23 protein-coding genes are annotated in these 23,238 nt (G+C 70.9%); 13 read left to right on the top strand and 10 right to left on the bottom strand.

From position 1 onward, the window contains the following. Positions 1 to 91 precede the first annotated feature (91 nt). The 3 genes from H5965_RS35240 (at position 92) to H5965_RS35230 (ending at position 2,290) form a co-directional block, all read left to right on the top strand. Complete coding sequence (locus tag H5965_RS35240; RefSeq protein WP_310975169.1) at positions 92 to 1,057, top strand: COX15/CtaA family protein; 966 nt, start codon at positions 92 to 94, stop codon at positions 1,055 to 1,057. Positions 1,058 to 1,120: 63 nt separating this feature from the next. Beyond that, positions 1,121 to 2,038 (top strand): acyl-CoA desaturase, encoded by a 918-nt coding sequence (locus H5965_RS35235; RefSeq protein WP_310975167.1) that lies wholly within the window; start codon positions 1,121 to 1,123, stop codon positions 2,036 to 2,038. A gap of 63 nt (positions 2,039 to 2,101) precedes the next feature. After that, complete coding sequence (locus H5965_RS35230; RefSeq protein ID WP_310975165.1) at positions 2,102 to 2,290, top strand: hypothetical protein; 189 nt, start codon at positions 2,102 to 2,104, stop codon at positions 2,288 to 2,290. 58 nt (positions 2,291 to 2,348) lie between these two features. Here H5965_RS35230 and H5965_RS35225 read toward each other — a convergent pair whose 3' ends face one another. Further along, positions 2,349 to 3,551 carry a hypothetical protein gene (locus H5965_RS35225; protein ID WP_310975163.1) on the bottom strand — a complete coding sequence of 401 codons (1,203 nt, stop codon included), beginning with the start codon at positions 3,549 to 3,551 and terminating at the stop codon, positions 2,349 to 2,351. 184 nt (positions 3,552 to 3,735) lie between these two features. Between H5965_RS35225 and H5965_RS35220 the strand changes: the two genes are divergently transcribed. Next, positions 3,736 to 3,927: a hypothetical protein gene (locus H5965_RS35220; protein ID WP_310975162.1), complete on the top strand. Its 192-nt coding sequence runs from the start codon at positions 3,736 to 3,738 to the stop codon at positions 3,925 to 3,927. Here the strand turns inward: H5965_RS35220 and H5965_RS35215 are convergent, their stop codons facing one another. Both H5965_RS35215 and H5965_RS35210 read right to left on the bottom strand, forming a co-directional pair. Next, complete coding sequence (locus H5965_RS35215; RefSeq protein ID WP_310975160.1) at positions 3,928 to 4,788, bottom strand: hypothetical protein; 861 nt, start codon at positions 4,786 to 4,788, stop codon at positions 3,928 to 3,930. Beyond that, the gene (locus H5965_RS35210; protein ID WP_310975159.1) at positions 4,785 to 5,093 is read right to left on the bottom strand and encodes a hypothetical protein; all 309 of its coding nucleotides are present in this window, start codon (positions 5,091 to 5,093) and stop codon (positions 4,785 to 4,787) included. Before H5965_RS35210 ends, H5965_RS35215 begins: the two co-directional genes overlap by 4 nt. An 83-nt stretch (positions 5,094 to 5,176) precedes the next feature. Here H5965_RS35210 and H5965_RS35205 point away from each other — a divergent pair, with 83 nt between their 5' ends. Continuing rightward, positions 5,177 to 6,145 carry a quinone oxidoreductase gene (locus H5965_RS35205; RefSeq protein WP_310975157.1) on the top strand — a complete coding sequence of 323 codons (969 nt, stop codon included), beginning with the start codon at positions 5,177 to 5,179 and terminating at the stop codon, positions 6,143 to 6,145. Here the strand turns inward: H5965_RS35205 and H5965_RS35200 are convergent. From H5965_RS35200 to H5965_RS35180, 5 genes are all read right to left on the bottom strand, one after another. Then, positions 6,135 to 6,356 (bottom strand): cold shock domain-containing protein, encoded by a 222-nt coding sequence (locus H5965_RS35200; RefSeq protein WP_310975156.1) that lies wholly within the window; start codon positions 6,354 to 6,356, stop codon positions 6,135 to 6,137. The genes H5965_RS35205 and H5965_RS35200 overlap by 11 nt on opposite strands. A gap of 7 nt (positions 6,357 to 6,363) precedes the next feature. Further along, entirely contained in the window at positions 6,364 to 6,927 is a 564-nt protein-coding gene (locus H5965_RS35195) for an FKBP-type peptidyl-prolyl cis-trans isomerase (RefSeq protein WP_310975155.1), read from the bottom strand. A gap of 10 nt (positions 6,928 to 6,937) precedes the next feature. Next, positions 6,938 to 9,175 carry an ATP-binding domain-containing protein gene (locus H5965_RS35190; protein WP_310975153.1) on the bottom strand — a complete coding sequence of 746 codons (2,238 nt, stop codon included), beginning with the start codon at positions 9,173 to 9,175 and terminating at the stop codon, positions 6,938 to 6,940. A gap of 61 nt (positions 9,176 to 9,236) precedes the next feature. Beyond that, positions 9,237 to 9,638, bottom strand: coding sequence for a hypothetical protein (locus tag H5965_RS35185; RefSeq protein ID WP_310975151.1), 402 nt, complete (start codon positions 9,636 to 9,638; stop codon positions 9,237 to 9,239). Positions 9,639 to 9,838: 200 nt separating this feature from the next. Beyond that, positions 9,839 to 10,819, bottom strand: a complete 981-nt coding sequence (locus tag H5965_RS35180; RefSeq protein WP_310975150.1) for a heme o synthase — start codon at positions 10,817 to 10,819, stop codon at positions 9,839 to 9,841. 280 nt (positions 10,820 to 11,099) lie between these two features. On the opposite strand from H5965_RS35180, the gene tkt reads away from it, so the two are divergent. From tkt to pgl, 6 genes are read left to right on the top strand one after another with little or no spacing between them, the layout of a single operon-like run. Beyond that, positions 11,100 to 13,202, top strand: a complete 2,103-nt coding sequence (gene tkt, locus H5965_RS35175; RefSeq protein ID WP_310975148.1) for a transketolase — start codon at positions 11,100 to 11,102, stop codon at positions 13,200 to 13,202. Between the two features lie 14 nt (positions 13,203 to 13,216). Next, positions 13,217 to 14,329: a transaldolase gene (gene tal / locus H5965_RS35170; RefSeq protein ID WP_310975146.1), complete on the top strand. Its 1,113-nt coding sequence runs from the start codon at positions 13,217 to 13,219 to the stop codon at positions 14,327 to 14,329. 8 nt (positions 14,330 to 14,337) lie between these two features. Then, on the top strand, positions 14,338 to 15,960 hold the full coding sequence (locus H5965_RS35165; protein ID WP_310975144.1) for a glucose-6-phosphate isomerase: 1,623 nt from the start codon (positions 14,338 to 14,340) through the stop codon (positions 15,958 to 15,960). Further along, entirely contained in the window at positions 15,957 to 17,480 is a 1,524-nt protein-coding gene (zwf, locus tag H5965_RS35160) for a glucose-6-phosphate dehydrogenase (protein ID WP_310975142.1), read from the top strand. The genes H5965_RS35165 and zwf overlap by 4 nt, the downstream gene beginning before the upstream one ends. Beyond that, the gene (opcA, locus tag H5965_RS35155) at positions 17,477 to 18,484 is read left to right on the top strand and encodes a glucose-6-phosphate dehydrogenase assembly protein OpcA (RefSeq protein ID WP_310975140.1); all 1,008 of its coding nucleotides are present in this window, start codon (positions 17,477 to 17,479) and stop codon (positions 18,482 to 18,484) included. The genes zwf and opcA overlap by 4 nt, the downstream gene beginning before the upstream one ends. Next, a complete protein-coding gene (gene pgl / locus H5965_RS35150) occupies positions 18,481 to 19,260 on the top strand; it encodes a 6-phosphogluconolactonase (RefSeq protein ID WP_310975138.1) in 780 nt (259 codons plus the stop codon). Before opcA ends, pgl begins: the two co-directional genes overlap by 4 nt. A gap of 83 nt (positions 19,261 to 19,343) precedes the next feature. Here the strand turns inward: pgl and H5965_RS35145 are convergent, their stop codons facing one another. After that, a complete protein-coding gene (locus H5965_RS35145; protein ID WP_310975136.1) occupies positions 19,344 to 19,904 on the bottom strand; it encodes a TetR family transcriptional regulator in 561 nt (186 codons plus the stop codon). A 70-nt stretch (positions 19,905 to 19,974) separates the two neighbouring features. On the opposite strand from H5965_RS35145, the gene H5965_RS35140 reads away from it, so the two are divergent. Further along, positions 19,975 to 21,066, top strand: a complete 1,092-nt coding sequence (locus tag H5965_RS35140; protein ID WP_310975134.1) for an NAD(P)/FAD-dependent oxidoreductase — start codon at positions 19,975 to 19,977, stop codon at positions 21,064 to 21,066. Between the two features lie 293 nt (positions 21,067 to 21,359). Next, positions 21,360 to 22,559, top strand: coding sequence for a histidine kinase (locus H5965_RS35135; protein ID WP_310975132.1), 1,200 nt, complete (start codon positions 21,360 to 21,362; stop codon positions 22,557 to 22,559). Positions 22,560 to 22,833: 274 nt separating this feature from the next. On the opposite strand, the gene H5965_RS35130 is transcribed toward H5965_RS35135, so the two are convergent. Next, positions 22,834 to 23,178, bottom strand: a complete 345-nt coding sequence (locus H5965_RS35130) for an RNA polymerase-binding protein RbpA (RefSeq protein WP_043788280.1) — start codon at positions 23,176 to 23,178, stop codon at positions 22,834 to 22,836. Positions 23,179 to 23,238: the final 60 nt, after the last annotated feature.

The following is a 23,238-nucleotide window of genomic DNA, read 5'->3' as shown; positions in this document are numbered from 1 at the left end:
CGCGTGACCTAGGTCCCTTGCGGGCGTCTTCCCGTTCTGGGCGTCCGGACCTGCCGAAAGCGCGTTTTCCGCGCGCTCTACCATCGATGCCGTGCCGTTCACCAGCCTCGTCGCCCGTCTGCCGTTTCCCTCCGCCGCCGTGCAGCGGGCCGTCGGGATCGCCGCGGTCCTCGCGCAGGCGCTGATCGGCGTCACCGGCTCCATCGTGCGCGTCACCGGGTCCGGGCTCGGCTGCCCGACCTGGCCGCAGTGCGTGGCCGGCAGCCTCGTCCCGAAGCACGACTCCGGGATCGACGCCCTCAACCAGTGGATCGAGTTCGGCAACCGGCTGCTGACCGGCGTCGTCATCCTCATCGCCGCCGTCGCGGTCATCACGGCGTGGCGCGTGCAGATCGACCACCCGGAGCGCAAGCGCCTGGTCAAGCTGGCCTGGACGATGCCCGGCGGCGTCGTGCTGCAGGCCGTCGTCGGCGGCCTGACCGTGCTCGCGAAGCTGGAGTGGTGGACGGTCGCGATCCACTTCCTCGCGACGACCCCGCTCGTCTGGCTGGCCGTCCTCCTGCTGCGCGCGTTCCGCGAAGGCGACGAGACCCCGCGGCTGCTGGTCCCGCCGGCCGGCCGCACGATCCTGGTCCTGCTCGCCGCCGTGATGTGGCTCGTGCTCGCGGCGGGCACCACGGTGACCGGCGCCGGCCCGCACAGCGGCGACATCAACACCCACCGCCTGGACGCCCCGGTCGAGGCCCTCGCCCAGGTCCACGGCGGCCTGCTGGTGCTCTACCTGCTGCTGCTCGCGGTGTTCGGCCTCCAGTTGCTGCGCGTCGGCGCCCCCAAGAGCCTCTGGCAGCGCTACACGGTGGTCTGGGTGGTCGCCGTCGCGCAGGGCGGCCTCGGTTCGCTGCAGTACGCGCTGGGCGTGCCGGAGGCGATGGTGTCGTTCCACGTCCTGGGCGCGATGGCGGTCATCATCGCGACGGCCTCGCTGTGGGTGGGCAGCCGCGACCGCGGCCCGGTGACCTCGCTGACGGCGGCGCCGAAGGAGCTCACGGCCGCCTGACGGCAACGCGGCCTTAACTCCGCGTCGGCGTGGGTGTCCGGCTCGTGGGTTACTGTTCGCGCCATGACGTCGCGCACCGCGCCCAAGCCGCTGACCTCCCACCGCCGCGGCACCGGCGAGATGATCGTGCTCAAGACCTTCCTGCTGGTGCCGTTCGCGGCGCTCCTGATCGCGGTCCCCCTGGTGTGGGGCTGGGGCATGAGCTGGATCGACCTGATCCTCGCGGCGGCGTTCTACACGTTCGCCACGCTCGGCGTGACGGTCGGCTTCCACCGCTACTTCACCCACGGCGCGTTCAAGGCCTCGCGGCCCCTGCGGGTGGTGCTGGCGATCGCGGGCAGCATGGCGGTCCAGGGTTCGGTGATCTTCTGGGTGGCGAGCCACCGCCGCCACCACGCGTTCGCCGACCGCGAGGGCGACCCGCACTCCCCGTGGCTGTTCGGCACCTCCCCGTCGGCGCTGCTGCGTGGCTTCTGGCACGCCCACATGGGCTGGATGTTCGGCCGCGAGGTGACCAACGCGGACCGCTTCGCCCCGGACCTGGTGGCGGACTCGGACGTGCGCTGGGTCAACCGGTACTTCTGGCTGTGGATCACGGTGAGCCTGGCCCTGCCGGCCGTGCTGGGCGGGCTGTTGTCGTGGTCCTGGTGGGGCGTGGTGACGGCGTTCTTCTGGGCGGGACTGGTCCGGATCGCGTTCCTGCACCACGTGACGTGGTCGGTGAACTCGGTGTGCCACCTGATCGGGGAGAGGCCTTTTGCCAGCCGCGACAAGGCGGCGAACTTCTGGCCGCTGGCGTTGCTGTCGATGGGCGAGTCGTGGCACAACTCGCACCACGCGGATCCGACTTGTGCGCGGCACGGGGTGCTGCGGGGTCAGGTGGATGTTTCGGCTCGGGTGATCTGGGCGTTCGAGCGCTTCGGATGGGCCACGAACGTGCGATGGCCACGGGCTGACCGGCTGGCCGCGAAGCGGGTTTGATCACATGGCGTGATTGCAGCGCTGCTCTACCGTGTCCGACCACGCCCGGTAGCTTTCCGTTGCGTGGAACGAACCATTAAACGCTACCTACCCGTGCCCGTGATCATGCCGATCGTCGCGGTGATCGCGGCCATCGGGATGGTGTCCGGGCCGATTTCCCCGACTACGACCGCACCGCAACCGGCGAAGACGATCGCCGAGGAGTACGGCGGCGGCGGAAACACCGGCAATGACGTAGGCCCGTTCATCTGACCGGTTCGTAGCCGAAGCAACGGGGAAGTCCTCGTCACCGGACGTCACTTCGCTCCGGTCACGGGGATTTCCACCGGAAAGCTATCCCGTAGTTCTCCCGCGGATGGCACCCTTCGACGAAGGTGTGCCGGACGAACCCGTCGTCGACGGGGAGAAGGTGCGCGTCACCGTCCGGTGGCCGGCATCTCCGCTCGTATTCGGTCTGCTCCGCGTACCACCAGCAAGTCTCCGGCAGGCATTTCTCGTCGAACGTGATCTGGACGGTCAAGCCGGCGACCGGCTCGCCGTCCGCAGCACACACGCCGGGATCGATGCCGTGGTGGTCGACGTCGACGTTGACCCAGCAGCGTTCCTCGTCGAGCTCCCCGTCGAGCGCTTCGGACTTGAAGGAGTACCGCTCGTCCCGGCGGAGCGTCCGGCGGAAGCGCAGGCGAGTCCGCACCGGGTCGCCCGGGTGCGCGCCGGGTGAAGTGACCAGCCGGCACGCCCACAGCGCCGTCACCGGGATCTCTTCCGGCTCGTGCGTCCAGCCGGTCAGCGCGTGGACGTCGTAGCCGTCGACGCCGTCCTCGCAGGCGACGATGTCGCGTTCGGTGATCCGGCGCCGCACCGTCTTCCGGTGCATCACCGCCGTGACGATCATGCGCTTCATGAACACGGGCTGCGCGCCCTTCGACGCCGCTCGAGCCCGCCAGCCCGCGCACCGCCGGCCCGCGACCTCCACCACCGCACGCCCGACGTCGATGTAGAACCGCCAGCCCGGCTCGTCCAGCGAAACCAGTTTCCCCGCGATGACGCCGGCCAATTCCCCGATCGCCCGCCGCCAAGCCTTGTGCATCGGAGCCGTCGTACTGGGCGGTGGGTCACCGAAGACGCCCGGCAATCGCTTCAGTTGCTTGAACCGGTCCTCGAGGGTCGCTTTCCAAGTGGTTTCCCCGGGCACCGGAGGAATCCGGAACGCCGCCATCAACGTGTTGCGCCGGCGAGAATCCCCCGCCGAGCCGAGCTTGCCGATCTCGTCGGCAATCAGCCCCAGTACCGCGAACGCCCGCAATTCGGGCGTATCGGCGAACAAGATCTCGGTCGGCGCCACCAGCGAGCGCAATACCGCGGCCGACTTGCTCGCCGGCTCTTCGATCGCGTAGCGGAGGAACCTGATCGGTCCGCCGTTCGAGCGGGTCGCCAGCCAGCGCAGCGCGTCTTCGACGACCTCGGGTGAAGCTACTTCGCCGACGCGCTCTCGGTTCGCCTGGATGGTCACGGCATCCTCCACCGGCAATGATCGACAATCCCCCGACAAGCCCGGGTAACGGCGAGAAGTTCGTCGGCAGCCGTTCGGCAACGAGAAACCCGCTCCGGAAAACAAAAGATCATTTCCGGTCCCGCCGACCACCGGTCACCATTGCCCATAGGCGTACTAGTACACCATCAAGAGGGGTAGAACAATGGCCAAGGAAGTCGCCGGCAGATCGGATACGCCGTCGCCCCGGCGGGACGACGGCCGCGCATTGCGCGAATTGATCAAAGCCGGCCTGGCCGGGATCGGCGGGCTCTACGTGGTCACCGGTTCCCTGGCGGTGACCACGATCGGCGCCGTCGTCACGCTCGTCTTGGTGGCCGCGCAGGCGGCCCGGTGACTACGCCAGCTGCTGCCGCACCGCCGACGCGAACCGCAGCACTGCCGCCGGGTCCGTCTGGCGGAAGCCCAGTGACGGCTCCGTCAGCTCCAGCTCCAGCAGCAACGGCTTCCCATCGACCCCCCGCACCAGGTCCACCCGTGCGTACAACAGCTCGGCCCGCAGAATCCCCAGCAGGCCCGAAGCCGCGTCCAGGACGTCCTCCGCCAGCGCCACGGCGTCCGCGGGGGGCGTGGCCGGGGCCAGCGATTCCGTCAGGTACAGCCCCGAGGAATCCATTGTGGACCCCAGCATCGCGCCCTTCGAGAACGCGTGCGAATAGATCCCGCCCAGATACACCAGAGCCAGCTCGCCGGAATCGTCCACACTGGACTGGTACGGCTGGATCAGCGCCGTGTGGCCCTCGGCGTGCAACCCGGCCACGTGCGCGGATGCGTCGGAGCCGGAAGCGAACCGGGCCGCGCCCCGGGAACCCGCTCCCACCGAAGGCTTCACGACGAAATCGCCGGCGGGGAAGGACGGAGCGGAGTCCGGTGGGACCAGCGAAGTCGGCACCACCGCCACCCCCGCGTCCAGCAGCTCCACCAGGTACGACTTGTCCGTGTTCCAGCGCACGACCTCAGCCGGGTTGAACAGGGACGGCACCGACTCGCACCACGCGAGGAACTCCGGACGCCGGTCGGCGTAATCCCAGGTCGCGCGCAGGATTACCGCGTCCGCCGCGGCGAAGTCGTACGAGGAATCCCACGGCGCCCACGAGACCGAAAAACCCAGCGCCGACAAAGCGGGCACGACCGCGTCGTCGTCGCCGTCGCCCGACGGGAGTTCCGCGCAGCTGACCAGGACCGCGGTGGGGCTCACTTGCCCGCCATCTTGCGGCGGTGCTCCGGGCCGATCTTCGTGGCCTGCACCGTCTCCGCGTCCCACGTGGCCGGCGTGAGGTCCTCGACCGCCTCGATCAGCGCCTCGCCCGTCGCCACCGACGGCACCACCACGTCACCGAGGGCTCCGTCGGCTCCGACCAGGACCACGCGGGCGCCCGCGCGGCCGATGTTCTCCACCACCGCCCGGGACGGCTTGCCGTGCGCCTTCACGAACTTGCGGGCCGCGCCCAGCTGTGCGCTGGTCGGCGAAACGGTCTCTTCCGAAGTCACGCTCCGAACCATAACCAAGAACCGGCCGGAACGCGGAACAGCGTGGCCTCGGCCATAGTTGCACCGGAAGAACCCCGACCCGGAGGAGGAGCCCCATGCCCACCGCAGTGCAGGTGACGAAGACCGGCGGCCCGGAAGTGCTCGAACCGGCCGAAGTGGACGTCCGCGCCCCGGAGGCCGGGGAGCTCCTGGTCGACGTCGCCGCGGCCGGGGTCAACTACATCGACACCTACCAGCGGCAGGGCATCTACCCGGTGGAGCTGCCGTTCGTGCTCGGCCTCGAGGGCGCCGGCACGGTCGTGGAGGCCGGCGACGGCACCGGCTTCGCGCCCGGCGACCGCGTCGCCTGGCAGGGGTCGATCGGCAGCTACGCGGCCCGGAAGCTCCTCCCGGCGTCGGTCGCCGTGAAGGTCCCCGAAGGCGTCTCCCTGGAGACCGCCGCCGCAACCATGCTGCAGGGCATCACCGCGCACTACCTGGTCGCCTCGACCTTCGAGGTCGAGCCGGGCCACGACGTGCTCGTCCACGCGGCCGCGGGCGGCGTCGGGCTGCTCCTGGTGCAGCTGGCGAAGGCGCGCGGCGCCCGGGTCATCGGCACGGTGTCGACCGAAGAGAAGGAGAAGCTGGCCCGCGAAGCCGGCGCCGACGAGGTCATCCGCTACGACCGCGAAGACTTCGCCAAGCGCACCCGCGAGCTGACGAACGGCGAGGGCGTCGACGTCGTCTACGACGGCGTCGGCAAGGACACCGTCGACGGCAGCCTGGCCAGCCTCAAGGTCCGCGGCCTGCTCGCGCTGTTCGGCGCCTCCAGCGGCCCGGTGCCACCCCTGGACCCGCAGCGCCTCAACGCCGGCGGCTCGCTGTACCTGACCCGCCCGACGTCGGTGCACTACACGCGCACGCGTGAGGAGATCGACTGGCGCTCGAAGGAGCTGTTCGACGCCATCCTCGCCGGCGAGCTGACCGTCCGCATCGGCGGCAAGTACCCCCTGGCCGACGCCCGCAAGGCCCACGAGGACCTGCAGGGCCGGCGCACCACCGGCAAGCTGCTGCTCATCCCCTGACCCACACCGCGCGCCAGTGGTAGCCGTCCTGCTCGGCGCGCTCGGCGGTGAACTCGACCTCGGCTCCCGCGCTCAGCTCCCGGAAGGCCCCCGCCGGGGCCTCGAGCGCCGAAAAGTGCACCCAGACGGGGTCGTCGAAGCTCGGCGCTTCGACGACCCCCCAGCCCTCTTCGCCGTGCCATTCGCGGACGCGGCCGCGGCGGACCTCCACCGGGGTCCTAGGCGGCGCCGACCGCGACGGCGTCGGTCACGAAGACCAGCGTCTCGTTCGGCTTCATGCCGTTGCCGCCCTCGCCGTAGGCGAGGTCCGGCGGGATGATCAGCAGGCGGCGGCCGCCCTGCTTGATGCCGGTCAGGCCCTGGTCCCAGCCCGGGATGACCTCGCCCGCGCCCAGGTTGAGGTCGAACGTCTGGCCGCGGTCGAAGGAGCTGTCCAGCTTCTTCTTGTCCGACCAGGTCACCAGCAGGTAGTTCATCTTGAGCTTCTGGCCGGCCTTGGCGGGGTCGCCGGTGCCCTCGGACAGGTCCTTCGTCACCAGCTTCTTCGGCGGGTCGCAGTCGTCCGGGATGGTGATCGCCGGCACCTCGCCGAACTTGCCCGTCGTCTTGATGTCGTCCGCGGTGCACTCGCGGCCCTTGCTCTGGGCGGGCGCCGGTGCGGCGCTGGACGACGGGACGGGCGGTCCCGCCGGAGCGGCCGTCTCGGTCTTGGGCTGCTGGCCGCACGCGGCCAGCGACAGCGCCGCCGCGGCGACCACCACGATCTTCCCGATCTTCTGCATGCGAGGCACCCTAGCCAAGCACGGAGAGTGCCGGAACTTCGTCACCGATGGCGACCACGCCGAGCCGCCGGGTCGCGCGCGTCAGGGCCACGTACAGGTCGTTGAGGCCCCGCGGCGAACCCGCGACGACCTCGTCCGGCGCGACCAGCACCACCGAGTCGAACTCCAGGCCCTTCGACCGCTCGACCGTCAGCACGCTCAGCCGTTCGTCGAACGACCCGAGCAGCGCCGAAACGGCGTCCAACCGGCCCGCGGGCACCAGCACCGCGACCGTGCCGCCGTCCACTTCGGACAGCTCGCGCGTCACCAGCCCGGGCAGCTCCGCTTCCAGGGAAGCCGGCCGCACCGACCACGGCGGCACCCCGGTCTCCCGCACCGAAGAGGGCGCCGAGAGCGAAGGCGAAACCTCCGCGAGCACCCGCGCCGCGACGGCCATGATCTCGGCCGGCGTGCGGTAGTTCACGGTCAGCTGCTCCAGCCGCCACCGGTCCTCGACGTACGGCGCGAGAACCTCGCCCCACGACCGCGCCCCGCCCGCCGCACCGGTCTGGGCGACGTCCCCGACCAGCGTCATCGACCGGTTCGGCGTGCGCCGCATGAGCAGCCGCCAGTCCATCGCCGACAGCTCCTGCGCTTCGTCGACGATCACGTGCCCGAACGTCCAGGTCCGGTCCTGCGCGGCCCGCTGGGCGGCGGTCAGCTCGCTGCGCGCCTGCTGGCGCTCGGCGAACAGCTCGGCGTCGAGGACGTCGGAGACGCGCAGCAGTTCCTCGTCGATGATCTCTTCGTCCTGCTCGAGGATGTCGAGCACGCCCTCGGCGTACGCGCGGTCCTCGCGCTCACGGCGTTTGCGCTCGACGCGCGCCTCGGTGTCGTCGACGCCGATCAGCTCGGCGAGCTCGTCGAGCAGCGGCACGTCGGCGGGTGTCCAGCGGGCATCCCGGCCGCTCTCCAGCAAGGCGCGGTCCTCGCGTGACAGCAGCTTCCCGGCGGCGGCGTCGAGGCGTTCGCGGTCGGCGAACAGGTCGTCGAGCACGCCCTCCGGGGTCAGCACGGGCCACAGCGAGTCGAGCGCGGCGGCCACGTTTTCGTCGGCGGCCAGCTCGGCGCGGATGTCCTGCAGGTCCTGCCCGTCGAGGAGGTCCTCCCCCAGCTTGCGGGCGGCCTGGCGGGTCAGCGCGTCGAGGACGTCGGAGACGAACAGGCGCCGCGCCGGGTTGTGCGGCCGCCGCGAACGGCGGGCACGGGTCCGGGCGTCGGTGCAGGTCTTGCGGTCCAGCCGCAGCACGTCGTGCTCGTACTCGATCTCGAGGACCGGCTCGGGCACGCGCTGGCGGTCGCGGACGGCGTTGGCCAGCACCTCGGCCAGCACCAGCCGCCCCTTGACCTCGGTCGTCTCGCGCGGCTCCACGCCGTCGGCGGTCAGGCCGGGGTAGAGCTGGCCGATGGTGGCGAGCAGCACGCCGGTCTCGCCGAGCGAGGGCAGCACCTGGCCGATGTAGCGCAGGAAGGTGCTGTTCGGGCCGACGACGAGCACGCCGCGGGTGGTGAGCTGCTGGCGGTGCGTGTAGAGCAGGTAGGCGGCGCGGTGCAGCGCGACGGCGGTCTTCCCGGTGCCGGGGCCGCCCTGCACGACCATGACGCCGCCGAGCGGGGCGCGGATGATCCGGTCCTGCTCGGCCTGGATGGTCGCGACGATGTCGCTCATCTCGCCGGTGCGCCGCTGTTCCAGCGCGGCCAGCAGCGCGGCCTCGCCGGCCAGGCCGAGGTCCTGGCCCTGGTCGGCGGCGGTGAGGTCGAGGACCTCGTCGTCGAAGCCGGTGACCTTGCGGCTCAGCGACCGCAGGTGCCGCCGCCGGAGCACCCCTTCGGGTGACGCGGCGGTGGCGAGGTAGAACGGCCGCGCGACCGGCGCCCGCCAGTCGACCAGCAGCGGCTTGTAGTCGTCGTCCTCGTCGAACAGCCCGAGCCGGCCGATGTAGGTGGTTTCCTCGGCGCTCTCGGGGACGAAGTCGAGGCGTCCGAAGGCGAGGCCCTGCTCGACCGAGCCGAGCTGGGCGAGCCGGTCGGTGTAGAGGGTGGTGGCGACGTCCCGCTCGGTGCGGGCTTGCGGGGTGCCGCCGGTCTGCCGCAACGTCTCGTCGAGGCGGCGCTGGGCTTCGAGGCGCTCGGCGTCGAGCTTCGCGTAGAGGGTGGTGACGTACGCCTGCTCGCGGGCGAGCTCGGCGGAAAAACCGTCCGAAGACAAGGATCCTGCTTTCGCCTCGGGGAAAAAGAGCCAACGAAGTCTAACGGCGCCCGCGGCGCGATCATTCCGTCCGCAGGTCGCAGTGGGGGAAGACCTCGCTGCCCGGTGGGACGGCGGCCGGCCGCACCTGCTCCCCCGGCGCGCACCCCACGCTCGCCGCGGGCAGCTGTTCGCCACCGGTGATTCGCCCGTCCGGAGCGCGGAACAGCACCGCGGCGCCCCGGCTGGTCAGGGCCCGGCAGTTCTCGCTGCGGTACCGGACGCCATCGGGGACAAGAGTGGCGGTCACGGGCGTGAAGCCGCCGAGGGCCTCCGGCGCGATCCAGATGACCGGCCCGACGGCGGGGCGGTCGAGCGCGACCCCGCTCCGCCCGCCGGGCAGGAGGATCGGCACCTCGACGGTCCGGGCGCCGGACGTCACCGGGATCCGGTAGGCGGCGAGGGTGCTGGTGTTCTCCAGCACCGCCGCGCCCGGGCCCTGCTCGGCGATCCGGATGCCGCCTCCGTCGGGGGCGGGGCCGGGGCGTGCGGTGATCTTGGCCGGGATGGCACAGCCGGTGCCGAGCAGCCGGTCCTGGTCGAGGTCGAACCGGCCGCGGCCGAGCAGGGCCAGCAGGCCGAAGGCGACGACCGCGGTGACCCCGATCCCGATCCGCCGGAGGATCAGAACGGCAGGCCGAGGGTCGGCAGCCCGATGGCCGAGTCCACCGCCAGTGCCACGAACACGATCATCAGGTACGTGTTCGACCGGTGGAACAGCGCCATCGGCTTGGTCTCCTCGCCCCGCCGCACGGCCGCCTGCAGGCTGTGCGCGTAGAAGAGGAACCAGCCGCCCGCCAGGATCGCGAACGTGCCGTACAACCACGACGTCACCGGGAGCAGCAGCAGCGTCCACGCCACCATCACCCACGAGTAGATGACGATCTGCCGGGCGACGTGCTGGGCGGTGGCGACCACCGGCAGCATCGGAACACCCGCGCGCTCGTAGTCGTCGCGGTACTTCATGCCCAGCGCCCACGTGTGCGGGGGCGTCCAGAAGAAGATCACGCCGAACATCACGAACGCCGGCCACTGGACCGTGCCGGTCACGGCCGCCCAGCCGATGACCACCGGCATGCAGCCCGCCGCTCCGCCCCAGACCACGTTCTGCGACGTGCGCCGCTTCAGGCCGAGCGTGTACACGAAGATGTAGAAGAGGATCGTCGCGATGGCCAGGATCGCCGAGAGCAGGTTCACCGTGAGGTACAGCACGGCGGCCGAGGCGACGCCCATCACCAGGCCGAAGATCAGCGCGCCGCGACGGGGCACCGAGTCCTTCACGAGCGGGCGGCGCTTCGTGCGGTTCATCACCTTGTCGATGTCCGCGTCGATCACGCAGTTGAGCGCGTTCGCGCTGCCCGCGGCCATCGTCCCGCCGACCAGCGTGGCCAGGACCAGCCACGGCGAGGGGATCTGACGGCCGGCGAGGAACATCGCCGGGATGGTGGTCACCAGGAGGAGCTCGATCACCCGGGGCTTGGCCAGCGCGGCGTAGGCGCCGACGACCCGGCGGAGGCTTCGCCGCTCACCGTGCGGTCGCTCACCGGTCGGGTGCACGGCGCTGGTGTCGTCACTGCGTCCGTGCGCAGCGTTCACCAACGACATTTCACTCCCTGCGTCAGGTTCGGGCGGGACAGCGCGGGTAGCCGAAGAACCAGCCACTGAACCCTCGAACGATGTTAGACGTGGTGAATCCCGTGGGTGATCGCGGGTCCTCGACCGGCCCAAGCACTAGGCTGGCCGCGACGGGCCGCGATTGCCCCTGCGCATGGCCGCGAGCAGGAATATCGTCCCTTCGGGATCGATTGAGATAAGTAGCCGCGCGTACGGGTAACCGGAACGAGGAAGACCAGCCGCAACCATCATGACCGGGAGTTGGAGTTCAGTGTCCGAAACCGCCACTACCAGCGAGAACAACCCACTCCTCCGGCGTAACGTCCCCGCCGACTGGACCGACACCGACACCCGCGCCGTGGACACCGTCCGGGTGCTGGCCGCCGACGCCGTGGAGAACTGTGGCAGCGGCCACCCCGGCACCGCGATGAGCCTGGCGCCGCTCGCCTACACGCTGTTCCAGCGGGCCATGCGGCACGACCCGAACGACCAGCACTGGCCGGGCCGCGACCGGTTCGTCCTGTCGGCCGGTCACTCGAGCCTCACCCTCTACATCCAGCTCTTCCTCGCCGGCTACGACCTCGAGCTCGAGGACCTCAAGCAGCTGCGCAAGTGGGGCTCCAAGACCCCGGGTCACCCCGAGTACCGGCACACCGACGGCGTCGAGACGACCACCGGCCCGCTGGGCCAGGGCCTGGCCAACGCCGTGGGCATGGCGATGGCGGCCCGCCGCGAGCGCGGCCTGCTGGACCCGGACGCGGCGCCCGGCGAGAGCATCTTCGACCACCACATCTACGTGATCGCCTCCGACGGCGACATCGAAGAGGGCGTCACCTCCGAGGCCTCGTCCATCGCGGGCCGCCAGGAGCTGGGCAACCTGATCGTCTTCTACGACGACAACAAGATCTCGATCGAGGACGACACCAACATCGCGCTGTCCGAGGACACCGTGAAGCGGTACGAGGCCTACGGCTGGCACACCCAGGTCGTCGAGGGCGGCGAGGACGTCGTCGCGATCGAGGAGGCCATCAAGGCCGCCAAGGCCGAGACGCAGCGGCCGTCGTTCATCGCGCTGCGGACGATCATCGGCTACCCGGCGCCGAAGAAGATGGGCACCGGCAAGGCGCACGGCGCCGCGCTGGGCGGCGAAGAGGTCGCCGCGGTCAAGAAGATCCTCGGCTTCGACCCGGACCAGTCCTTCCAGGTCGAGGACGACGTGCTCAAGCACACCCGCCAGGCGGCCGAGCGCGGCCGGGCCGCGCACGCCGAATGGCAGGAGAAGTACGAGGCCTGGGCCGAGGCCAACCCGGAGCGCAAGAAGCTCGGCGACCGGATGGCCACCCGCACGCTGCCCGAGGGCTTCGCCGACAACCTGCCGAAGTGGGAGCCGGACGCCAAGGGCATCGCGACCCGCAAGGCCTCCGGTGAGGTGCTCAACGCCCTCGCCGAACCGCTGCCGGAACTGTGGGGTGGCTCGGCCGACCTGGCCGAGAGCAACAACACGACGATGAAGGGCGCCGACTCGTTCGGTCCCGAGAAGGCCGCCACCGACATGTGGCAGGCCAACCCGTACGGCCGGACGCTGCACTTCGGCGTCCGCGAGCACGCCATGGGCTCGATCCTCAACGGGATCGCGCTGCACGGCGGCACCCGCCCGTACGGTGCGACGTTCCTCATCTTCTCCGACTACATGCGCCCGCCGGTCCGGCTGGCCGCGCTGATGAAGGCGCCGGTCACCTACGTGTGGACGCACGACTCGATCGGTCTCGGCGAGGACGGCCCGACGCACCAGCCGATCGAGCAGCTCTCCGCGCTGCGCGCGATCCCGGGCCTCAACGTCGTCCGCCCGGCGGACGCCAACGAGACCGCGTACGCCTGGAAGGCCGTGCTGGAGGACACCGACCACCCGTCCGGCCTGGCGCTGACCCGCCAGAACGTGCCGGTGCTCGAGGGCACCAGCGCCGAAGGCGTCGCCAAGGGCGGGTACGTCCTGGCCGACTCCGACGGCACCCCGGACGTGGTCCTCATCGCCACCGGTTCCGAGGTCCAGCTGGCCGTCGAGGCGAAGAAGACCCTGGACGCCGACGGCGTCAAGGCGCGTGTCGTGTCCATGCCGTGCGTCGAGTGGTTCGACGCGCAGGACGCGGCCTACCGCGAATCCGTCATCCCGGCCGGTGTGAAGGCCCGCGTGTCCGTCGAGGCGGGCATCGCCCAGTCGTGGCACCGCTTCACCGGTGACGCCGGGGTGAACGTTTCGATCGAGCACTTCGGCGCCTCCGCCGATGCCGCCACACTGTTCCGTGAGTTCGGTTTCACCGCGGAAGCAGTCGTCGAGGCCGCCCGCCGCTCGATCCAGAACACCAAGAATTCCTGAAGGGGATGACAGTAATGAGCAACGACAAGCTCGCGGCACTGTCCGAGGCCGGTGTATCGATCTGGCTCGACGACCTCTCCCGTGAACGCCTGAACACCGGCAACCTGGCCGACCTGATCCGCGACAAGCACGTCGTCGGCGTGACGACGAACCCGACGATCTTCGCCAACGCGATGTCGAAGGGCGACGCCTACGACGAACGCACGCGCGAGCTCGCCGCCCAGGGCGCCGACGTCGAGGCCACCATCCGCGACCTGACCACGACCGACGTGCGCAACGCCGCGGACCTGTTCCGCGACGTCTACACCGCCACGAACGGCGTCGACGGCCGCGTGTCGATCGAGGTCGACCCGCGCCTGGCCAAGGACTCCGACAAGACGGTCGTCGAGGCGCAGGACCTGTGGAAGACCGTCGACCGGCCGAACGTGCTGATCAAGATCCCGGCCACCGAAGAGGGCCTGCCCGCCATCACCAAGACCCTGGCCGAGGGCATCAGCGTCAACGTCACGCTGATCTTCTCCGTCGAGCGCTACCAGAAGGTCATCGAGGCCTTCTTCGCCGGGCTGGAGCAGGCGAAGGCCAACGGCCACGACCTGAAGGGCATCCACTCGGTGGCGTCGTTCTTCGTGTCCCGCGTGGACACCGAGATCGACAAGCGGCTGGAAGCCATCGGCACCGACGAGGCGCTGGCCCTGCGCGGCAAGGCCGCCGTCGCCAACGCCCGGCTCGCCTACGCGGCGTTCCAGGAGCTGTTCTCGACCGACCGCTGGAAGGCCCTCGCGGCCGACGGCGCGAACGCGCAGCGCCCGCTGTGGGCGTCGACCGGCGTGAAGAACCCGGACTACTCCCCCACGCTCTACGTCGACGACCTGGTCGTGAAGGACACGGTCAACACGATGCCGGAGAAGACCCTCGACGCGGTCGCCGAGAGCTCCGAGCTCAAGGGTGACCAGGTCACCGGCCGCAGCGAAGAAGCGCAGGCGGTCTTCGACAAGCTCACGGCCGTGGGCATCGACATCACCGACGTGTTCCTGGTCCTGGAGAACGAGGGCGTCGAGAAGTTCGAGAAGTCGTGGACCGAGCTTCTGGAGACCGTGAACGGGCAGCTCGAGAAGGCGAAGGGCTGACGCACGACATGACGACAGGTGAGAAGACCGGCGTCGAGATCGTGGACGCCGCACTGGCGGAGCGGGCCGCGCCGCTGGCCGAGCGGCTGGTCGCCGACCAGGCCGCCTCGAAGCTGGCGGCGCAGGACGCGACGCTCTGGGGGCCGGACGCCGAACCCGAGGCGTCGATCCGGCTGTCGTGGACGACGCTGCACAAGTCGTCGCGGCCGCTGATCGGCGAGATCGAGGCGCTGCGGACCGAGTTGCGCTCCGAGGGCGTCGACCGCGTCGTGCTGGCCGGCATGGGCGGCTCGTCGCTGGCGCCGGAGGTGATCACCGCGACCGACGGCGTCGCGCTGACCGTCCTCGACACCACCGACCCGGGCCAGGTCGCCGACGCGCTCGCCGGTGACCTCGAGCGCACGGTGATCGTGGTGTCGTCGAAGTCGGGCGGCACCGTCGAGACCGACAGCCACCGGCGGATCTTCGCGAAAGCGTTCGCCGACGCCGGCATCGACGCGGCACGGCGGATCGTGGTCGTCACCGACCCGGGCTCGCCGTTCCAGGAACTGTCCGAAAAGGAGGGTTACCGCAAGACCTTCCTGGCCGACCCGCACGTCGGCGGCCGCTACTCGGCGCTGACCGCGTTCGGGCTCGTCCCGGCCGGCCTGGCCGGCGCGGACGTCGCCCGGCTGCTCGACCAGGCCGCTTCGGTGGCCGAGCAGCTGGCCGCGGACTCGGCGGACAACCCGGCGGTCGAGCTGGCCGCCGCGTGGGCCGCCGCGCACGAGGCCGGCGCCGAGAAGGTCGTCCTCGCGGACACCGGTTCGGGCATCAAGGGCTTCCCCGACTGGGCGGAGCAGCTGATCGCCGAGTCCACCGGCAAGCAGGGCACCGGCCTGCTGCCGGTCGCGGTCGAGGGCCCGGAGGCGCCCGGCTTCGCCGACGCCGGGTCCGACGCCACGCCCACCGCGGTCGGCGGCCCGCAGGGATCGGCCAAGATCGCCGTCACCGGCTCGCTGGGCGCGCAGTTCCTGCTCTGGGAGTTCGCCACGGCGCTGGCCGGCCGGCTGCTCGGGATCAACCCGTTCGACCAGCCGGACGTCGAAGCCGCGAAGAAGGCGGCACGGGCGCTGCTGGACGACCCGGAGAAGCTGAAGGGCGGCGAAGAGCCGTCCAACGTGGACGGTCCGGTCGAGATCTTCGGCAGCGAGGGGGTGTCCACCGAGGGCAGCCTCACCGACGTGCTGCGCGCGTTCTTCGCTTCGGCGCCGGACGGGGGCTACATCGCGGTGCAGGCCTACCTCGACCGGCTCGACGACGCCTCCACAGCGGTGCTGCGCGGCGAGATCGCCAAGCGCACCGGGAAGCAGACGACGTTCGGCTGGGGACCGCGGTTCCTGCACTCGACCGGCCAGTACCACAAGGGCGGGCACCAGAACGGCGTCTTCCTGCAGCTCACCGGCGCCGTCGAGCAGGACCTCGACGTGCCGGACCGGCCGTACACGCTGGGGCAGCTGCAGCACGCCCAGGCCCTCGGCGACGGGCAGGTGCTCGCCGAGCACGGCCGCCCGGTGCTGCGCCTGCACCTGACCGACCGGGCCGCGGGCCTCGCGGCCGTCGTCCGCGCGGTACAGGAGGTCACCGCATGACCTGGACCAACCCCCTTCGCGATCCGCGGGACAAGCGGCTCCCGCGCATCGCCGGGCCGTCCAGCCTGGTGATCTTCGGCGTCACCGGCGACCTGGCCCGCAAGAAGCTGATGCCCGCCATCTACGACCTGGCCAACCGCGGGCTGCTGCCCGCCGGCTTCTCGCTCGTCGGGTTCGCCCGTCGCGACTGGGAGCACCAGGACTTCGGCGAGCTCGTGCACGACTCGGTCAAGGAGCACGCGCGGACGCCGTTCAAGGAGTCGGTGTGGAACCGGCTCGCCGAAGGCATCCGGTTCGTGCAGGGCACCTTCGACGACGACGAGGCGTTCGACCGGCTCGCGAAGACGGTCCGCGACCTCGACGAGGAACGCGGCACCGGCGGCAACACCGCGTTCTACCTGTCGATCCCGCCCGGCGCGTTCCCAGTGGTGACCAAGCAGCTGGCCCGCTCGGGGCTGGCGAACGCCGACGAGAAGACCTGGCGGCGCGTGGTCATCGAGAAGCCGTTCGGGCACGACCTGAAGAGCGCCGAAGAGCTGAACGCGATCGTCAACGACGTCTTCCCCGAGGAGTCGGTGTTCCGCATCGACCACTACCTCGGCAAGGAGACGGTCCAGAACATCCTGGCGCTGCGCTTCGCCAACCAGCTGTTCGAGCCGATCTGGAACGCCAACTACGTCGACCACGTGCAGATCACCATGGCCGAGGACATCGGCCTCGGCGGCCGCGCGGGCTACTACGACGGCATCGGCGCCGCCCGGGACGTCATCCAGAACCACCTGCTGCAGCTGCTGGCCTTCACCGCGATGGAGGAGCCGCTGTCGTTCGAGCCGCGGGCCCTGCGCGCGGAGAAGATCAAGGTGCTCTCGGGCACCAAGCCGCTCGGGCCGCTGGACAAGACCACCGCGCGCGGCCAGTACGCGGGCGGCTGGCAGGGCGGCATGAAGGTGCCGGGCCTGCTGCAGGAAGAGGGCTTCGCGAAGGACTCGAAGACCGAGACCTACGCCGCGGTGACCCTCGAGGTGCAGAGCCGCCGCTGGGCCGGGGTGCCGTTCTACCTGCGCACCGGCAAGCGGCTCGGCCGCCGCGTCACCGAGATCGCCGTCGTGTTCAAGCGGGCGCCGCACCTGCCGTTCGACTCGACGTCGACCGAGGAGCTGGGGCAGAACGCCCTGGTCATCCGGGTCCAGCCGGACGAGGGCATCACGCTGCGGTTCGGCTCGAAGGTGCCGGGGACCACGATGGAGGTCCGCGACGTCACGATGGACTTCGGTTACGGGCACGCGTTCACCGAGTCCTCCCCCGAGGCCTACGAGCGCCTGATCCTGGACGTCCTGCTCGGCGAGCCGTCGCTGTTCCCGGTGAACGAAGAGGTCGAGCTCTCCTGGAAGATCCTCGACCCGATCCTGGAGCACTGGGCGAAGGAAGGCGCGCCGGAGCAGTACGCGCCCGGCACGTGGGGGCCGGCGTCCGCCGACGAAATGCTGGAGCGCACCGGCCGGAAATGGAGGCGCCCGTGATCATCGACCTGCCGTCCACCACGACTTCGGCACTCAACAAGAAGCTGGTGGAGATCCGCGAACAGGGCGGGCAGGTCGCGCTCGGGCGCGTCCTGACGCTGGTGATCGTGGCCGACGACGACGCCAAGCTCGAAGAGGCCATCGAGGCGGCCAACGGTGCGAGCCGCGAACACCCGTCGCGGGTGATCGTGGTGGCCAAGGGCGCCCGCACGGCGGCCCCGCGCATCGACGGCCAGATCCGGGTCGGCGGCGACGCCGGCGCGAGCGAGGTCATCGTGCTGCGGCTCTACGGCCCGCTGGCGTCGCAGGGGCAGAGCGCGGTGGTGCCGCTGCTGCTGCCGGACGCGCCGATCGTGTGCTGGTGGCCCGGGGCCGGCCCGAAGGACCCGGACAAGGACCCGCTCGGCGAGCTGGCCCAGCGCCGGATCACCGACTCGGCCGCGGAGAAGAACCCGGTCAAGGCGCTGACGACGCGGGCGAAGGCGTACACCGAAGGCGACACCGACCTGGCCTGGACGCGCCTGACGCACTGGCGCGCCCAGCTCGTGTCGGCGCTGGACCTGCCGCCGTACGAGAAGATCACCGGCGCGACGGTGACCGGCGAGGCCGACTCGCCGTCGACCGAGCTGCTGGCGGCCTGGCTGGCCGAGTACCTGAAGGTGCCGGTCAAGCGGGTCAAGAGCTCGGGCGCGGCCGGCATCATCTCGGTGACGCTCGACCGCAAGTCGGGCCCGGTGGAGCTGCACCGCCCGGACGGCCGCGTCGGCACGCTGACCCAGCCGGGCCAGCCGACCCGCCGCATCGCCCTGCAGCGGCGCAGCACGCAGGACTGCCTGATCGAGGAGCTCCGCCGGCTCGACCCGGACGAGGTCTACGAGGCGGCCCTGCACGGCCTGGGCAAGATCACCTCGGGCACGAACGGCAAGACGGGCGCCCCGGCCAAGGCGGACGTGACGTCCCCGGCCGCGGCGGCGGGTTCGGCCGCTTCGGGTGCCACGAAATGAGCAAGACGGAAGTCGTCGTCTACGCGAACCAGGACATCCTGGCCGCCGCGGCGGCCGCCCGGCTGGTGACGCGGCTGGTGGACGTCCAGGCGGCCAAGGGGTCGGCGTCCCTGGTGCTGACCGGCGGCGGCACGGGGATCGCGGTGCTGTCGGAGCTGCAGGCCTCGTCCGCACGGGACGCGATCGACTGGTCCCGGCTGGACATCTACTGGGGCGACGAGCGGTTCGTCCCGGCGGATTCGGACGAGCGGAACGAGAAGCAGGCGCGCGAAGCGTTGCTGGACCACGTCCCGCTGGACCCGAAACGGGTGCACGCGATGGCTCCGTCGGACGGCGAGTTCGGCGACGACGTCGACGCGACGGCCGCGGCTTACGCCGACGTGCTGGCTTCCCAGGCGGGCCCGGAGGACCACGGCGACGTGCCGTCGTTCGACATCATGCTGCTGGGCCTCGGCGGCGAGGGCCACACGGCATCGGTGTTCCCGGAGTCCCCGGCGGTGTACGAGACCGAGCGTTCGGTGGTGGCGGTGCGGAACTGCCCCAAGCCGCCGCCGACGCGGATCTCGTTGACGCTGCCGGCGATCCGGCGGGCGCGGGACGTGTGGCTGATGACGGCCGGATCGGCGAAGGCGGACGCGGTGGCGTTGGCGTTGGCCGGTGCGGGTGAGGTCCAGCTGCCGGTGGCCGGGGCGCGGGGGCACCGCCGGACGTTGTGGCTGCTGGACCGCGCTGCGGCGGGGAAGCTGACGAAGGTCTATCAGCCGCCCACGGCTTGAATGTTGTTCCGGGTGAGGGCCCTCTGCTTCGGCAGGGGGCCTTCACTCGTTCGCGGGTTCGGCTGATCCCCGGCGGCCGCGCTTTACTCCGTGCGCCAGCCGCGCTGCAGGCTGGCGAAGATCTGCTCCGCCGCCCAGCTGGGGTGCTCGTGCGCCTGGATCAGCTCGCGGGACGCCAGCGCGAACCGGGCCAGGGCCGCCCACGTGACGTCGTCCTCGGGCGCGCCCATCTCCTGCGCGATCGCGCGGGCCAGCGCCGTCTCGTGGCGCATCCACATCCGCCGGGCGTAGTCGCGCAGGGCCGGCTCGCTTTCGATCAACCGCAGGAACTCCCCGCTCGGGGCGCTTTCGGCCAGGCGCAGGATGTGCTTGCGCAGCGCGTCCACGATCGAGTGACCCGGCGGCCGTCCGTGGACCGCCAGGACCAGCGCCGCCTCGATGTCCTCGTCCTGGTCGAACACCAGGGCTTCCTTGCTGGGAAAGTACTTGAACAACGTCGTCACCGAGACGTCCGCGGCGTCCGCGACTTCCTTCACCCCGACCTTCTCGTACCCGTGCTCGAGGAACAGCGCGAGCGCGGCGTCGGCGAGGGCCTTGCGGGTCTGGGCCTTCTTGCGCTCGCGGCGTCCGATCACTTCGGTCATGCGGCAAAGTCTAACTCACTTCAAAAGTTTAGTCATTGCACTTTTTGAGTGACTCTGCTTTCGTAGTGACATGACCTTTCCTCGTATCGCGATCGCCGGCGCCGGCCTGGGCGGGCTCGCCTGCGCCCGTGTCCTGCAGCTCCACGGCCTCGACGTCACCGTCTTCGAACAGGAACCCGCCGCCGGCGCGCGGCCGCAGGGCGGGACGCTCGACATGCACGCCGACACCGGCCAAGTCGCGCTCCGCACCGCACAGCTGGACGAACCGTTTCGTACATTGGCCCGGCCCGAGGGCCAGCAGATGCGCGGCGTCGACCCGCACACCGGCGAGGTCGTCATGGACGAGACCCCCGACGGCGACACCCGGCCCGAAATCGACCGCGGCCAGCTCCGCGGCATCCTGCTGGACTCCCTCTCCCCCGGCACCGTCCGCTGGGGACGACCGGTCGCCGACGTCACCGAGGCCGCCCGGCTGACCTTCGCCGACGGCACGTCCGAGGAGTTCGACCTGGTCGTCGGCGCGGACGGCGCCTGGTCCCGCGTCCGGCGTGCCCTCACCGGCGTCCGGCCGCAGTACAGCGGCGTCACGTTCGTCGAGTTCGGCTTCGACGACGCCGACCGCCGCCACCCGGCCCTGGCCGCGCGGACCGGCCAGGGAACGATGATGACGAAGGCCGGCGGCAAGGCGCTCGTCGCGCAACGCAACAGCAACGGCCACATCCGCTGCTACGCCGTCTTCTACGCACCCGAGGACTGGGCCACTGGCCTCGACTTCGCCGCCACGGACGCGGTGCGCGGCCACCTGCTCGAGCGGTACGCCGGCTGGCACCCGGACCTGCTCGCCTACCTGCGGGACCACGACGGCGGGTTCACGCACCGGCCGCTGCACGTCCTGCCGGTTCCCCACGCCTGGACGACCACGCCCGGCCTCACCCTGCTCGGCGACGCCGCGCACCTGATGCCGCCGCTCGGCGTCGGCGCGAACCTCGCCCTGCTGGACGGCACCGAGCTGGCGACCGCGCTGGCGACGTCGCCGAGCATCGGGGACGCCGTCCGCGCGTACGAGGCCGGCATGCTGCCGCGGTCGATCGAGACGGCGAAGGCCTGTGCGTCCGGCCTGCACGACCTGCTCAGCGACGACCTGAGGTCCATGGCCGCCTGAGATCTGGGTGCCAAAAGCGACCACACGTGGGTAACATGTTTCCCACGATGTGGTCGTCTTGGCACACGCTGGGAGACAGCACTCCCACACTGGGTAGCACCCACCGCCCGCCATCCCCCGGACGGCCCAGCGGATTACGGAATCCGGACGCCGGAACGCCGACCGCGGGTGAAACTAACCGTCTCCGTACGCGACCTCGTTAGCATCCGCACATTTGTCTGCCGCTGCGCGTCCCGATCGGGCCCTGCGCGCCTCTCACCAACAAGTCCACAAGACGAATGGGGTCGCCAGCGATGAGTACAGAGGGACTCTCGATTCCAGGCATCTCGATCGCCGGCTCGGGGCCATCGGCCGCCGAGCGGGTGCGCAAGCGCGGGCTGAGCCTGTTCGGCTCGGTGCCCCGCCCCGCTGTGGTCACGTTCGCCATCGAGGCGGCGGCCGTCATCCTGGCCGTGCTCGACGTCTGGCTGGTGATCCCCGAGAAGGCTCAGCCCTATTCGATCTGGCTCTCCGGCGCCGCGTGCCTCGCGGTGGTGTTCCGCCGGAAGTTCCCGTTTCTCGCCGTGCTCGTCGCGGTCCCCGGCTTCCTGGCCGGCTGGGCGCAGCTGGCGTCGATGATCACGCTCGGCATGCTCGCCACCCGCCGTCAGCTGCACTGGCAGGTCTGGGTCGGCGCGGCGCTGGTGTGGACGTGCCGGTTCGTGCAGTGGCCGCTGGAAGACTTCGCCGAGCTGAGCTGGCGCGAGCACATCCTCGACGGCATCTACGGTGTCCTGGTCGCCGGCATGCCGATCGCCATCGGCCTGCTGATCGGCGCGCGCACCGAGGTCTCGAACAAGCTCGCCGAGCTGGCCACGAGCCGCGACCGCGAGCGCCGCTTCCACGCCGACGCCGTCCGCGCCGAGGAGCGCGCCCGGCTGGCCCGCGAGATGCACGACGTCGTCTCCCACCAGATCACGCTGATCGCCATGCAGGCCGGCGCGCTCCAGGCCCAGACCACCGACGACCGCGCGCAGGAGACGGCGCAGGTCATCCGCACGCTGTCCAAGCGGACGCTGGAGGAGCTGCGGTCGCTGCTGAGCGTGTTGCGCGCGGGCCCGGACGACGACGGCCCGCGCCCCGGCATCAACGACCTCGACCGGCTGATCCGCACGTCGGAGGTGCCGGTGCACCTGTCGGTGGAGCACCTGCCGGAGGCGCTGCCCAACCAGGTGTCGGCGGCGGCGTACCGGACGGTGCAGGAATGCTTGACGAACGTCCACAAGCACGCCCCGGGCGCCACGGCGACGATCCGCATCCAGGGTGAGCACGGTGCGCTCAAGATCGAGGTCCGCAACGAGCGGGCCAGCCGCCCGGCGGAGGGCCTCCCCTCGGGCGGCCACGGCCTGACGGGCCTGGCCGAGCGGGCCCGCTTGCTCGGCGGAAGCTTCGAGACGTCCGGAACCGAAGACGGCGGCTTCCGCGTGCGAGCCCGGTATCCCCTGGACCGCTGACCTCCGGCCCCCGGTATCCAGCTTACCGGCGAGCACCGACACTTCCGGCCCACGCTCGCCCCGTGCTTGAAGGGTCGACACGCGTGATTGAGGAGTCAGCACGCGTGATTGAAGGGTCGACACGGGATCAGCGTCGTGTCGACCCTCTGATCACGCGTGTCGACCTCCTGATCACGCGTGTCGGCTGTTCCATCACGCCGCGAGCCGTGGTGAGCGCGCGAAAAGCCACCTCGAGGGGGTCCGCTTCCCTCGGGGTGGCTTCCAGCAAGAATCGCTAGAGGATTTCCCGGCGCTTGCGCAGGCGGTCGAGCGCCTCCGCCAGGATGGCCTCGCCGTCGGCGTCGCTGCGCCGCTCCTTCACGTACGCGAGGTGGGTCTTGTACGGCTCGGTCCGCGGCGCGGCCGGCGGGTTCTTCTCGTCCTGCCCACCGGGGAGCCCGCAGCGGGGGCAGTCCCACTCGTCCGGGATTTCCGCGTCGAGCGCGAACGACGGCCGAGCCTCGTGCCCGTTGGCACACCAGTAGGAGATGCGGCGGCGCGGCGCCGACTCTCCCCGTTCCGATTCGCCCGTAGGACCGGCACCCACCCGGGTGCCCCGAATCGCGTTACCGCCAACCATGAATCCTCACACCTAGGAATCGGCGGCGCGCCCCCCAATAGGCACGCCGAATCGCTGCGC

This window comes from Amycolatopsis sp. 505 (assembly GCF_031625235.1).
GTDB lineage: Bacteria > Actinomycetota > Actinomycetes > Mycobacteriales > Pseudonocardiaceae > Amycolatopsis.
Note: the sequence above shows the minus strand (reverse complement) of the source record. Positions and strands in the feature narration are given on the sequence as shown.

What these genes read in the sequence shown, in the direction of transcription:
- H5965_RS35210 (WP_310975159.1), bottom strand. Translation starts at nt 5,093, where the DNA reads ATGGTTCGGAGCGTGACTTCGGAAGAGACCGTTTCGCCGACCAGCGCA.
- tal (WP_310975146.1), top strand. Translation starts at nt 13,217, where the DNA reads ATGAGCAACGACAAGCTCGCGGCACTGTCCGAGGCCGGTGTATCGATC.
- zwf (WP_310975142.1), top strand. Translation starts at nt 15,957, where the DNA reads ATGACCTGGACCAACCCCCTTCGCGATCCGCGGGACAAGCGGCTCCCG.
- H5965_RS35165 (WP_310975144.1), top strand. Translation starts at nt 14,338, where the DNA reads ATGACGACAGGTGAGAAGACCGGCGTCGAGATCGTGGACGCCGCACTG.
- H5965_RS35180 (WP_310975150.1), bottom strand. Translation starts at nt 10,819, where the DNA reads ATGTCGTTGGTGAACGCTGCGCACGGACGCAGTGACGACACCAGCGCC.
- H5965_RS35205 (WP_310975157.1), top strand. Translation starts at nt 5,177, where the DNA reads ATGCCCACCGCAGTGCAGGTGACGAAGACCGGCGGCCCGGAAGTGCTC.
- H5965_RS35140 (WP_310975134.1), top strand. Translation starts at nt 19,975, where the DNA reads ATGACCTTTCCTCGTATCGCGATCGCCGGCGCCGGCCTGGGCGGGCTC.
- H5965_RS35145 (WP_310975136.1), bottom strand. Translation starts at nt 19,904, where the DNA reads ATGACCGAAGTGATCGGACGCCGCGAGCGCAAGAAGGCCCAGACCCGC.
- H5965_RS35220 (WP_310975162.1), top strand. Translation starts at nt 3,736, where the DNA reads ATGGCCAAGGAAGTCGCCGGCAGATCGGATACGCCGTCGCCCCGGCGG.
- H5965_RS35130 (WP_043788280.1), bottom strand. Translation starts at nt 23,178, where the DNA reads ATGGTTGGCGGTAACGCGATTCGGGGCACCCGGGTGGGTGCCGGTCCT.
- pgl (WP_310975138.1), top strand. Translation starts at nt 18,481, where the DNA reads ATGAGCAAGACGGAAGTCGTCGTCTACGCGAACCAGGACATCCTGGCC.
- H5965_RS35195 (WP_310975155.1), bottom strand. Translation starts at nt 6,927, where the DNA reads ATGCAGAAGATCGGGAAGATCGTGGTGGTCGCCGCGGCGGCGCTGTCG.
- H5965_RS35135 (WP_310975132.1), top strand. Translation starts at nt 21,360, where the DNA reads ATGAGTACAGAGGGACTCTCGATTCCAGGCATCTCGATCGCCGGCTCG.
- H5965_RS35235 (WP_310975167.1), top strand. Translation starts at nt 1,121, where the DNA reads ATGACGTCGCGCACCGCGCCCAAGCCGCTGACCTCCCACCGCCGCGGC.